Origin of the sequence: Halopseudomonas oceani (assembly GCF_963677335.1) — a bacterium.
GTDB lineage: Bacteria > Pseudomonadota > Gammaproteobacteria > Pseudomonadales > Pseudomonadaceae > Halopseudomonas > Halopseudomonas oceani.
In genome coordinates this window covers 2,276,528-2,288,081 of sequence record NZ_OY781932.1, presented here as the reverse complement: position 1 = coordinate 2,288,081, position 11,554 = coordinate 2,276,528, and the positions used below count along the sequence as shown (strand labels likewise).

The following is an 11,554-nucleotide window of genomic DNA, read 5'->3' as shown; positions in this document are numbered from 1 at the left end:
CGGTGAAGGGTACCCTGCAATGCGGCACCGATACTTGAAGATGTCATGTTTTCAACATGGGGGCTGCTGCGGAAAATTACAAGCGCGGGAACAGCATCAATGACAAACAGATTGCACAATGGCAACCCGGAAACAACAACGCCGCCCGAGGGCGGCGTTGCAACATAGACGATCAGTCTTCAGGGACCGCCTTGGGCGGCTGCTCCGGCGTCTCGTAGATCAGAAGCGGCTTGGCATCGCCACTGATAACGTTCTCGTCGATGACCACCTTGCTGACGTTCTCAGCAGAGGGGATTTCGTACATGGTTTCCAGCAGCACGCTCTCCAGAATGGAGCGCAGGCCACGGGCGCCGGTCTTACGCTCCAGTGCACGGGAAGCAATTGCCTTCAGCGCATCGGTGCGGAACTCCAGCTCCACGTCTTCCATATCGAACAGCCGCGCATACTGCTTGGTCAGCGCGTTTTTCGGCTCGGTCAGAATCTGGATCAAGGCATCCTCGTCCAGCTCATTCAGCGTCGCAATCACCGGCAGACGACCAACGAATTCCGGGATCAGACCAAAACGCACCAGATCATCCGGCTCGACATCCTTCAAGGTGTCACCCACCTTCTTGCCGGCATCGTTGCTGCGCACGGTCGCGTTGAAACCGATACCGCTTTTCTCGGAGCGATCACGAATGACCTTCTCCAAACCAGCAAACGCACCGCCGCAGATAAACAGGATGTTGCGGGTATCAACCTGCAGAAACTCCTGTTGCGGGTGCTTACGGCCACCTTGCGGCGGAACCGAAGCAACGGTGCCTTCAATCAGCTTCAGCAGCGCCTGCTGCACACCCTCACCCGAGACGTCGCGGGTGATGGACGGGTTGTCAGACTTGCGCGAAATCTTGTCGATCTCGTCGATGTAGACAATACCCATCTGGGCCTTCTCCACATCGTAGTCGCACTTCTGCAGCAACTTCTGAATGATGTTCTCGACATCCTCACCGACATAGCCCGCTTCGGTCAGGGTGGTGGCATCAGCGATGGTAAAGGGCACGTTCAGCAGCCGGGCCAGCGTTTCGGCCAGCAACGTTTTACCTGAACCAGTCGGACCGATCAGCAGAATATTGCTCTTACCCAGTTCAACGTCGTCCTTGCCCTGACGCTGATTCAAACGCTTGTAGTGGTTGTAGACCGCAACAGACAGCACTTTCTTAGCCCGCTGCTGACCAATCACGTACTGGTCCAGAATCGAGCAAATTTCGACCGGCGTCGGCAGCTTCTGCTGACTGCTCTCGGTCTGACTTTCCTGCACTTCTTCGCGAATGATGTCGTTGCACAGATCAACGCACTCATCGCAGATAAACACGGAGGGGCCGGCAATCAGCTTGCGCACTTCATGCTGGCTCTTGCCGCAGAAGGAGCAATACAGCAGTTTGCCGTTGTCGTCGCCCTTCCCAGTCATATCGGTCATCGAAAACCCCTACTCTTGAATCGCTCTCAAATACAAAGATGGGGGCATTATTCCCACTTTGCAAGTGCGACCCGATCAACTTGCACCGGCTATACAGCACCGTACCCGCCAACGGCCAAGGTACGGCGCACAGGGCACGCCGGCGTTAAACAACCTTTACTCGGCGCTGGTACGCGATTCCAGAACCTGATCGATGAGACCGTACTCAACCGCCTCGGCACCGCTCATGAAACGGTCACGATCGGTATCGCGCGCAATCACGTCCAGCGGCTGACCGGTGTGGTCAGCAAGCACCTTGTTCAGACGCTCACGGATGAACAGGATCTCGCGGGCATGAATCTCGATGTCAGACGCCTGCCCCTGGAAACCACCCAGCGGCTGGTGAATCATCATTCGCGCATGCGGCAGGCAGAATCGCTTGCCGGCAGCACCGCCAGCCAACAACAGCGCACCCATGCTGCAAGCCTGACCAATACACAGGGTACTGACGTTCGGCTTGATGAACTGCATGGTGTCGTAAATGGCCATGCCAGCGGTCACTGAACCGCCCGGGGAGTTGATATACAGGTGGATGTCCTTGTCCGGGTTCTCCGACTCAAGGAACAGCAGCTGCGCTACAACCAGATTGGCCATGTAGTCTTCCACCTGACCCACGAGGAAGATCACGCGCTCTTTCAGCAGCCGCGAATAAATATCGTAGGAGCGTTCACCCCGAGCAGACTGCTCGATCACCATCGGGACCAGGCCGCCTGCGGCCTTCACGTCTGGGGGCAACTGCATAAAGCTGTTTTGGGTCATGGATTCCTGTCACTCCGAATGTGCTAGTCGCAAAAACGCGCAAGCCAGCCCGAAGGCTGGCTTGCGTTTACGGAAAGCGGCAGCGAATTATTCGCCTGCTTGTGCTTCCTCGGCCTCACCAGCTTCAACCTGAGCAGGTTGTGCCGGCTTCACAGCCTCTTCATAAGCGACTTTCTTATCAGTCACTTGCGCCTTCTGGAGCACAGTATCCACGACTTGTTCTTCCAGCACAACCGACTGGATTTCGCCCAGTTGCTGTTCGTTCTGGTAGTACCAGTTGATGACCTGCTCCGGCTCTTGGTAGGCAGAAGCCAGCTCTTCAACCATCGCACGAACGCGATCGTTGTCCGGCTTGATGTCGTTTTGCTTGACGACTTCAGCCACGATCAGGCCCAGGCTAACGCGGCGCTTGGCCTGCTCTTCGAACAGCTCAGCCGGCAGTTGGCTGGCCTGAATGTTGGCACCACCGAACTGCTGCACAGCCTGCTCACGCAGACGGTCGATTTCAGTGCTGATCAGCGCCTTCGGCACTTCAACAGTGTTGGTATTCAGCAGACCGTCCATGACCTGGCCTTTGACCTTGGTCTTGATCGCCTGACGCAGTTCACGCTCCATGTTCTTACGAACTTCGGCGCGGAAACCTTCCAGACCACCTTCGTTTACACCAAACTGAGCGAAGAACTCGTCATTCAGCTCCGGCAGAGCCGGTGCAGCAACCGCTTGAACGGTAGTTTCGAACTCGGCGGCCTTACCAGCCAGATCCAGGTTCTGATAATCCTCAGGGAAGGTGACGTTCAGGGTCAGGCTGTCGCCCGCCTTGGCACCGACCAGACCTTCTTCAAAGCCTGGAATCATGCGGCCAGAGCCCAGCACCAGGTTGGTGCCATTGGCAGTACCACCCTGGAAGACTTCGCCGTCGATCTTGCCAACGAAGTCGATGGTGACCTGATCGCCGTTTTCGGCAGCACGCTCAACCGCTTCAAAACGGGTGTTTTGCTTACGCAGGGTTTCCAGCATGGTGTCGACGTCAGCGTCAGTCACTTCCGACTCGGGACGCTCAACACTGATGGTTTCAAAACCCGCCAGAGTGACTTCCGGGTAGACTTCGAACGTAGCGATGTACTCGAAATCCTTGCCAGCTTCCATGGACTTAGGCTCAACGCTCGGCGCACCAGCCGGGTTCAGCTTTTCCTGCATGACCGCTTCGTAGAAGGAGGACTGAATCACTTCGCCGATAACTTCCTGATGAGCGGAAGCACCAAAGCGCTTGCGGATAACGCTCATCGGCACCTTGCCAGGACGGAAACCATCAACGCGGGCGCGCTTGGCGGTCTGCTGCAGACGCTTGTTGACCTCGTTTTCAATACGATCGGCAGGAATGCCTACGGTCATACGGCGCTCGAGGCCGGAAGTGGTTTCAACCGAAACTTGCATGGATAGTCCTCGTTCAACAGACAAAGAAAATGATTATTGGTAGATTCCAAAGGGACGACATTCTAGTCGCTTGAATAGCAGAAGTCATCACCGTAGCGATAAAGCGCAAAACAACGCCTCCTTGCCCCCCAATACAACCCCACAACTGAAAAAAACGGACCGTTCGGCCGTCATATTCCAGCGACCCGGCTAACGCAAACAGCGAAATAAAAACAACCACAAGGCAGTGAGCGAAATCCACGAACGCCAAAAACAAAAAACCGCCCTTACGAGGCGGTTTTTGTTGAAGCCATCGGACATGCATCAATCCGACTGAAGGATGGTGCGGACGGGGAGACTCGAACCCACCAACTCACAGCGGCCACCGCTGGAGGCCGCATTCTACCGTTGATTTGCGCCGGCCGGGGGTGTTTGTTTGTTCCCAGAGTGTTCCCAGCGGGAATGTGTCGGCGTCCTGAGAGGCCCTGCCGTGGTGGCTTCGCTGCGATTTGGGTTGAGGCCTCCATAAAAGGTAATTTTTGTAACTAACAGATTAACCATAAGAATTATCTATCAATATCAAATAGTTAAGAAGCAATCCTAAAGGTGATTAAACTGCAATTTCTACGTAACCCCGTTACCTTTTCAGGGTGCAACCTTTTGGAAAACTCAAACCCTTTAAAATCAGCAACTTGCAAAAAAATTACATTTCACATTACGTAAAGTGACACTCCTTTGTAATCCGCGCAGCCCAGCAAATACGGGCGCTACAGGCCAATTTCGACCGCCGATTACAGAAATTACCTTTTTTGAAAATCCAACCCTGCCCCAACCCCTGCTCCGCTACCTCATGAATACCCCCAAAATCCCCTACAGTGCGGAATTCCGAAGAATCCAAGCCCGGCCATACCCTGCGCGTCGGCGCTGCGTTTGGGCCGCTTGAGCGCGCTGCAGGGGTGCAGAAAAAGTCATACGTTTAGCCCGCAGGTGAGGTGGGGAGAAGACCGCGCGCCAGCGGTGGTGGGCATGGGATTGGCGCTGGGCCCTGGCGGGTGCTGTGGTTCTGGGTGCAGGCATGAAAAAGCCGCCTCGGGGGCGGCTCTGGGTGATGGCCTGGTGGGTCAGCTGAGGCGTGCCGTGGGTGGGGCCTGGTCGTTGTCGAAGGTGATGACCTCTTCGCCCAGCCACTCGTTGAGAGCGGTGAAGCGGGCCTGCAGGGGCAGCAGTTCGTTTTCTATCCAAATCTCTGACGCATCCTTGGGCGAGCCAAAGCCGCCAGCGTTCACCGGGACAATCCCCAGTAGCTGCGGCGGTACCCGCAATGCTGCCAGTTGGTCGTCTCGGCTGACGTTTTTGATTGAGCCGAAATCATCCTTCGCTGCCACCTCGCTGATGGGGATCACCTGCAGACCATCTTTTTTGCCACCTGGTGCATACACCAGCAGGTTGCGAAAATTGCCGGGGCCTTTGCTCTGTTTCATGGCGTCACTGATGGCGGCAATGTCCTGCTCATCGTGCACCGTGTCGTTGATATACAGCACAAAGCCCGCGTGCGATCCGTTCTGGTAGTACTTGCGGCGAAACAGCGTGGCGGACTCATTCAGCAGCGCGCTGTGCAGCGCCGCGTACCACTCAGGCACGCCGTAAATCTCTTGGTTAATGTCAGCATCACGAAGCTGAAACACGGCGCCCTTCTTGAAAGGATGTTCATCCTGCCAGCCCCGGACGTAGTAGTAGGTGTCGAGGTCTTCCCCTCGCCGGGTGTACTTGGAGAGTGCCGGCAACAGCTGCATGGGCCCGCGCAGCCGATTCTCTTTGCGCTCCAGGTACCCGTTGCCGCTCCATAGGAAATCAAGCGCGAATTGTTCGAAGTGCTGCCTGCTCAGCAGCTTGGTCGGCACAAACGAACGGCTCAGCATGTTGCGCTTGAACATCAGCCCTGATTGTAGGAACACCGACGCCCTGGTCGCCTTGGCCAAGCCGCTGAGCGACAGCGGCGGCTCATACCAGCGCCCATTCATCCAGCATTCAAGATGGTCGAGCAGTTCCCGACTATCGAGCACCGGCATAGGGTCGCCAAAGGTGAACGCCTGGATGCCATCGCGCGGGCTGGCTTCGGTTGTCTCGTTGCTCATCCAATAATCTCCATGCGCGCTGTATTGGCGCCGGTGCGCCCTTCCAGCGGTTCGTTGTGTAATGCGTGAAAAAGCGCCCACGCCAGATCCGCGTGGCCGGTCTCATCGGTGCGCCCGGCGACAAAAGTCATCTGCCGACCGCTGGGGGTCATGGTCTTGCGGATCGCCATGAGGCTGGCGGCCAGATCAGTCCATCCGGCATCGAACTGCAGGCGGGCGTTGCGGATTACGTCCATGGCTTTCATCACCAGGCGTACCTTGACCTCTGGCGAGTAGCTGAACGTGGTCAGCCCTGGGAAGAACTGGCGCACCAGCTGGGCAACGCCGGTGCCCATGCCCGTGGTATCGAGCCCGATATAGGTCACCCGGTAGCGCTGCGTCACCTTGCGGATGAACTCGGCCTGGGCCTGAAAATCCATACCTTTGAACTGATGGCGCTCCAACACCCGGAAGTGCCCGCCCGCAACCAGCGGCGGCATAACCACAATTAACCCCGCGCTGTCGCCGCTCTCCGATGGGTCATAGCCAACCCAGACGGGCCGCTCACCCACTGGCCTTGGCGCAAACGGCTTGTAGTCGTCCCACACTTCCCAGGTATCGACCATGCAGGGCTGCAGCAGCTTGAGCGGGAATATCGAGTCGCCGTCATCGATGAACAGACACATCAGCAGGTTGGCGAAGGCGTCGGCGTCGTATTCCTCGCGCAGCTCTTCGAGGTCGAACAGGTCACACCCGCGCGCCTCAGCATCCAGAATCGTGACGATCTGCCGCCACACGCGGTCTTCACACAGCCGCCCCTGCGCCAGGGCGTCGTGGCTCACATCGATGCGCACCCGCTTGTCAGCCGGCAGGCGCTTGTTGCGCTGCTCACCGGTCCAGATCGGGTAGGCCTCATGGGCCATGGTGGATGGGGTGCTGAAATAGGTTTTGCGCCACTTCTTGTGCAGCGCCATGCCCGACGCCACCTTGTTGATCTGCTGGAAGCCATGCACCCAGAAGAACTCATCAAAGTAGAAATTGCCGCTGCGCCCCTGAGCCGTCCGGTAGTTGGTACCCAAAAAGTGCAGCTCTGCCCCGTTCCACAGCACGATGGGGTCACCGGTCAGCTTGACTCCCACCACGTCATTGAGAAACGCCTGCATGTAGGTTTTGAACTGGTGCGCCTGGGCCTTGCTGGCTGACAGGAAAATCTGGTTGCGCCCGGTCGTGATGGCGTCGATCAGCGCTTCCCGCGCAAAGTAGAACGTAGCCCCGATCTGCCGAGACTTGAGGATCATCCTGGTGCGCATGTTCCCTGCGCGGTACCAGTCCAGCTGGTAGTCGAAGCACCCCTCCCGGAACGCATCGACCAGCTGCTCGATCTGCTCCTCGCTCAGCTCGTTGCGCGTTGGCGCCTTCTTCGGCCCTGCGTTACGTGCCGCGATATTGGGATTTAGATCGGTCTCGGTGCCGCCGCCCTGATAGCGCTGGATCCGCGCCTGCCGCTCAAGCTGCCGGTGCAGCAGGTCAATCTCTTTAAAGTCGCCGCCAGTCTTCGGGTCTTTCAGAATCAGCTGGACTAAACGGGCTTCCAAAGCACCGCCAACCCGCTCTACAGTATCGGCGCGGTCCCAGCTGTCCCTGTCTTTCCAGCTGTGGATGGTCTTCGCGTTCTCGCCCAGATAGTCCGCAATGTCGCAGACACGCCACCCGGTCCAGTACAGGAAACGAGCGTGCCGGCGGTTGTCGATTTGAGGCTGAGTGATTGCGTTCATGCAGCAGATGCTGACGCCCGCGCGCGTACTCAGCTCGCCCCCTACGGTTTAGCGTCCCCCGCCCCACCTGCCCTGCGTTGCTGGCAGAGCGCCCACTGCCGACCATGCCCTCAACACCTATCTGGTTTCAGGATTGAGGACGCAAGGCATGGCAACCAAATCTCGCTCGAAGTTCTTCCGCGTCGCAGTTGAAGGCGGTACCACTGACGGCCGCAAGATCGAGCGCAAGTGGCTCGAAGACGCCGCCAAAAACTACAACGTCAACACCTACGGCGCCCGCGTCTGGATGGAGCACTTCCGCAGCATCACCGCCGACGGCCCCTTCCGCGCATACGGCGACGTGGTAGCCCTCAAGACCGAAGAGGTCGAGGTTGCCGGCCAGAAGCGTCTGGCACTGTTCGCACAGATTGAGCCAACCGACGAACTCATCGCCATCAACAAGAAGCGCCAGAAGATCTTCACCAGCATCGAACTGAACCCGCGCTTCTCCGACACCGGCACCGCCTACATGGAAGGCCTGGCAGTCACCGATAGCCCCGCCAGCCTGGGCACCGAAATGCTGACCTTCTCGGCCCAGAACCCGGACAAGAACCCGCTGGCCGGTCGTAAACAGCACAAAGACAACCTGTTCACCGAGGCACTGGAAGTCGAGCTCGACTTCGAAGACGTCACCCCGGCCGAGCCGAGCAAAGCCGACGGCCTTTTCGCCCGTGTACGCGAGCTCATGGGCAAACAGAAGGACAAGGACGGCAAGGACGCCGAACTCTTCAACGAGTTGGGCAACAGCGTCGAAGCCATCGCCCAGCACCTGGCTGACCAGGACAAGCAGTTCAACCAGCTCAAGACCGACCTCGCCGGACTGCGCAAGGACTACAAGAGCACAGCCGACCAGTTGGATGAGCTGAAAAAGACGCTCTCCAACGAACCAGACACCAGATACACCCAGCGCCCGGCTGCGACGGGTGGCGACGGGCAGATCGAAACCGACTGCTGATTCCAAACACCAGGTAAGGCCCTTTCAGTCACGGAGTAACAAACATGCGTAATGACACTCGTCGCCTTTTCAATGCCTACTTGGCCAAGCTGGCCCAGATCAACAACGTTGAATCTGCCACTCAGTCGTTCAACGTCGACCCTTCCGTCGCGCAGACGCTGGAGAATCGTATTCAGGAGTCCAGCGCCTTCCTGCAACGCGTCAACATGGTCCCGGTTTCGATGCAGTCTGGTGAAAAGGTAGGCCTTGGTGTTGGCGGCCCAATCGCCGGCACAACCGATACCACTGCCCAGGACCGTCAAACCAGCGACCCGACCGAGCTGGATAAAAGTGGCTACTTCTGCACCCAGACCAACTTTGACACCCACCTGCGCTACCCCAAGCTGGACGCATGGCGCCAGTTCAAAGACTTTCAGGCCCGGATCCGCGACGCCATCCTGCGCCGGCAGGCGCTGGACCGCATCATGATTGGCTTTAACGGCGTAGCCCGCGCAGCCACCTCTGACAAGGTCGCCAACCCCATGCTGCAGGACGTGAACGTCGGCTGGCTGCAGAAGTACCGCCTGCACTCGCCTCAGCGCGTAATGAGCGAAGTCGTCGACGCCAGCGGTGAGGTCACCTACGGCGCCGGCGGTGACTACGCCAACCTGGATGCCATCGTCTACGACGCGGTGAACAACCTGATTGAGCCCTGGTACCAGGAAGACACTGAGCTGGTAGCCATCTGCGGCCGCGCGCTGATGCACGACAAGTATTTCCCGCTGGTCGATTCCGAACAGGCCCCCACCGAACAGCTGGCCCGCGACATCATCATCAGCCAAAAGCGCATCGGCGGCTTGCCGGCAGTGCGGGTGCCCTCCTTCCCGGCCAATGCCGTGCTGGTCACTCGCCTCGACAACCTGTCCATCTACTGGCAGGAAGAGACCCGCCGCCGCAACGTGGTGGATAACTCCAAGCGCGACCGCGTCGAGAACTACGAGTCCGTCAATGAAGCCTACGTGGTCGAAGACTACGGCTGCGGCGCCCTGATCGAAAACATCACCCCGTTTGAGCCGTAAGCAACAGTAGTCAAGCTACAGCCCGCCCGCTGCCGCTCACCCGGCAGCAGGCCAACCAGGAGAACACCCGCATGGCCCGCAAACTGTCGCCCGCCGCCCGTCACATGATGCGCATCGCAGCCGGCCAAGCCGCTGCTGCCGCCGCAGAGGCCAACGGCCACATGGAAGGCGCCACCGCCTACGAACTCCAGCTCGCCCAGCTCCACCAACACCGCCTGCAGCTCAAGCAGGTACAGAGCCAGGAGCAAAAGGCCGAGCTCAAGCGCCGGATTCTGCCCGACTACGCCCCCTACGTTGAGGGCGTGCTCACTGCTGGCAAAGGCGCCCAAGACGAAGTGCTCACCACCATCATGCTCTGGAACTTCGATGCCGGTGACTACGCCGCCGGCATGCACATTGGCGCGTACGTTGTCGAGCACGGCCTCACCATGCCCGACCGCTTCAACCGCACCGCAGCCTGCCTGATCGCAGAAGAACCCGCCGAGCTGGCCCTGCGCGCGCTGCGTGCTGGCGACAGCTTCCCGGTTGAGCCGCTGCTCGAAGCGCTGCGCATCACCCACGAGCAGGACATGCCCGACGAGGCGCGCGCCAAGCTGCACCTCGCAATCGGCACCGCACAGGCCCACGGCATCAACGCCGACAACCTCAGCGAAGACAATGCCGGCCTGCTGGAAAGCGCAAGCGAGCACCTCACCCGTGCCATTCAGCTGCATGACAAATGCGGCGGCAAGAAAACCCTGGAAGGCGTTAACCGCCTCCTGAAGAAATACGCCGACAGCAACAACGGCTAACAGAGCGTCTCCCCACGCACCGGCGGCTCGGGGCTGATCAGCGGTTTACTCCTTGCCTGCTGTGACGCCCCGACCACCGCCGACTATAAGGGCTGCCCCATGAGCGGATTCATCGGCCAAGCGGCCACCCAACCTTTCATCCTCAGCAACGACCCCTTCTTCCCCGAGATCGACGCCACCGCCCTGCGCGCTTCCGTGCGCCTGTCTGGCGACGTATCAGACAAGCGCCTCGAAACCGCCATCGTCGACGCCATGCTCACAACCAACCGCGAGCTCAAGGCAAGAAAGGCCGAGTGGCTCGCCGCTGGCCACGCTTCCCTGGCACAAGTTGACCCAGCAACCATCGCAGACCGAAACGTCCTTGAGCAGCTGTACACCCGCGCCGTGCGTGCCCTCGTTGCCGCCGAGTTTGCAGAGCGGTACCGCGGCTACGACGCCACCGCCAGCGGCGTGCGAGAAGACGCCGAGCAACTACCCACCGCCGACGACTTCCGCCGCGACTACCGCCACGCCCTGCGCGACCTGCTCGGCACCCGTCACGCCACCATCGAGCTGATCTGATGGCCACCACTCGTGCCATGCAAGGCGACACCCTCGACGCCATCGCCTGGCGGGAATACGGCCGCACCGCTGGTGTCGTCGAGCAACTGCTGCAGCTCAACCCCGGGCTGGCCGATCAAGGCCCCATCATCGCCAGCGGCACGCTCATCAACCTGCCTGACGCGCCGCCAACCGCCAACGAAGCCCAAACGCTCAACCTCTGGGACTGACTAAGGACGCACCATGGCCGATCCAACCACCACCACCGCCGTCGCCACTGCCGTCGCAGGCGTAGGCGTAGGTCTTGCCGCCGTGGCACCCCAGCTCGATGGCAACGCCCTGTTTGGCGCCATCATTGGCGCCGCACTGATCGCCCTCAACCAACGCAACATCAAGGGCTGGCAGCGTCTGCTCGGCCTGCTGGTTTCCATCGGTGCCGGCTACGTCAGCGCCGCCGAGATCGTCACCCAAACCCCAATCACCCGCACCGCCCCTGCTGGCTTCGTCGGCGCGGTACTGGTGGTGCCGGTCGTGCTCAAGTTGCTCGAGGTAGTGGAGAAAACCGACTTCGCCAGCCTAGTCCCCAGCTGGATCAAACGAGACAAGGGGGAGTGA

11 protein-coding genes are annotated in these 11,554 nt (G+C 59.4%); 6 read left to right on the top strand and 5 right to left on the bottom strand.

Annotation, left to right across the window (positions count from 1 at the left end; genetic code table 11):
• Positions 1–172: 172 nt before the first annotated feature.
• From clpX to ACKPCU_RS10895, 5 genes are all read right to left on the bottom strand, one after another.
• Positions 173–1,456 carry an ATP-dependent Clp protease ATP-binding subunit ClpX gene (gene clpX, locus ACKPCU_RS10915; protein WP_321346635.1) on the bottom strand — a complete coding sequence of 428 codons (1,284 nt, stop codon included), beginning with the start codon at positions 1,454–1,456 and terminating at the stop codon, positions 173–175.
• Between the two features lie 156 nt (positions 1,457–1,612).
• Complete coding sequence (gene clpP, locus ACKPCU_RS10910; protein WP_104738659.1) at positions 1,613–2,254, bottom strand: ATP-dependent Clp endopeptidase proteolytic subunit ClpP; 642 nt, start codon at positions 2,252–2,254, stop codon at positions 1,613–1,615.
• Positions 2,255–2,341: 87 nt separating this feature from the next.
• On the bottom strand, positions 2,342–3,688 hold the full coding sequence (tig, locus tag ACKPCU_RS10905) for a trigger factor (protein ID WP_104738658.1): 1,347 nt from the start codon (positions 3,686–3,688) through the stop codon (positions 2,342–2,344).
• Between the two features lie 1,100 nt (positions 3,689–4,788).
• The gene (locus ACKPCU_RS10900) at positions 4,789–5,802 is read right to left on the bottom strand and encodes a phage portal protein (protein ID WP_321346630.1); all 1,014 of its coding nucleotides are present in this window, start codon (positions 5,800–5,802) and stop codon (positions 4,789–4,791) included.
• Positions 5,799–7,556: a terminase ATPase subunit family protein gene (locus ACKPCU_RS10895; protein ID WP_321346629.1), complete on the bottom strand. Its 1,758-nt coding sequence runs from the start codon at positions 7,554–7,556 to the stop codon at positions 5,799–5,801. The genes ACKPCU_RS10900 and ACKPCU_RS10895 overlap by 4 nt, the downstream gene beginning before the upstream one ends.
• Before the next feature lie 148 nt (positions 7,557–7,704).
• On the opposite strand from ACKPCU_RS10895, the gene ACKPCU_RS10890 reads away from it, so the two are divergent.
• From ACKPCU_RS10890 to ACKPCU_RS10865, 6 genes are all read left to right on the top strand, one after another.
• Complete coding sequence (locus ACKPCU_RS10890) at positions 7,705–8,550, top strand: GPO family capsid scaffolding protein (RefSeq protein WP_321346627.1); 846 nt, start codon at positions 7,705–7,707, stop codon at positions 8,548–8,550.
• Between the two features lie 44 nt (positions 8,551–8,594).
• Complete coding sequence (locus tag ACKPCU_RS10885) at positions 8,595–9,608, top strand: phage major capsid protein, P2 family (protein ID WP_321346625.1); 1,014 nt, start codon at positions 8,595–8,597, stop codon at positions 9,606–9,608.
• Between the two features lie 71 nt (positions 9,609–9,679).
• Positions 9,680–10,399, top strand: coding sequence for a phage terminase small subunit (gpM, locus tag ACKPCU_RS10880; RefSeq protein ID WP_321346622.1), 720 nt, complete (start codon positions 9,680–9,682; stop codon positions 10,397–10,399).
• 99 nt (positions 10,400–10,498) lie between these two features.
• Complete coding sequence (locus ACKPCU_RS10875) at positions 10,499–10,960, top strand: head completion/stabilization protein (protein WP_321346620.1); 462 nt, start codon at positions 10,499–10,501, stop codon at positions 10,958–10,960.
• Complete coding sequence (locus ACKPCU_RS10870; RefSeq protein ID WP_321346618.1) at positions 10,960–11,169, top strand: tail protein X; 210 nt, start codon at positions 10,960–10,962, stop codon at positions 11,167–11,169. Before ACKPCU_RS10875 ends, ACKPCU_RS10870 begins: the two co-directional genes overlap by 1 nt.
• Before the next feature lie 13 nt (positions 11,170–11,182).
• Positions 11,183–11,554, top strand: coding sequence for a putative holin (locus ACKPCU_RS10865; RefSeq protein ID WP_321346617.1), 372 nt, complete (start codon positions 11,183–11,185; stop codon positions 11,552–11,554).

Bases quoted from the DNA above. Each gene is read 5' to 3' on its own strand.
- clpX (WP_321346635.1), bottom strand. From the start codon at position 1,456: ATGACCGATATGACTGGGAAGGGCGACGACAACGGCAAACTGCTGTAT.
- clpP (WP_104738659.1), bottom strand. From the start codon at position 2,254: ATGACCCAAAACAGCTTTATGCAGTTGCCCCCAGACGTGAAGGCCGCA.
- tig (WP_104738658.1), bottom strand. From the start codon at position 3,688: ATGCAAGTTTCGGTTGAAACCACTTCCGGCCTCGAGCGCCGTATGACC.
- ACKPCU_RS10900 (WP_321346630.1), bottom strand. From the start codon at position 5,802: ATGAGCAACGAGACAACCGAAGCCAGCCCGCGCGATGGCATCCAGGCG.
- ACKPCU_RS10895 (WP_321346629.1), bottom strand. From the start codon at position 7,556: ATGAACGCAATCACTCAGCCTCAAATCGACAACCGCCGGCACGCTCGT.
- ACKPCU_RS10890 (WP_321346627.1), top strand. From the start codon at position 7,705: ATGGCAACCAAATCTCGCTCGAAGTTCTTCCGCGTCGCAGTTGAAGGC.
- ACKPCU_RS10885 (WP_321346625.1), top strand. From the start codon at position 8,595: ATGCGTAATGACACTCGTCGCCTTTTCAATGCCTACTTGGCCAAGCTG.
- gpM (WP_321346622.1), top strand. From the start codon at position 9,680: ATGGCCCGCAAACTGTCGCCCGCCGCCCGTCACATGATGCGCATCGCA.
- ACKPCU_RS10875 (WP_321346620.1), top strand. From the start codon at position 10,499: ATGAGCGGATTCATCGGCCAAGCGGCCACCCAACCTTTCATCCTCAGC.
- ACKPCU_RS10870 (WP_321346618.1), top strand. From the start codon at position 10,960: ATGGCCACCACTCGTGCCATGCAAGGCGACACCCTCGACGCCATCGCC.
- ACKPCU_RS10865 (WP_321346617.1), top strand. From the start codon at position 11,183: ATGGCCGATCCAACCACCACCACCGCCGTCGCCACTGCCGTCGCAGGC.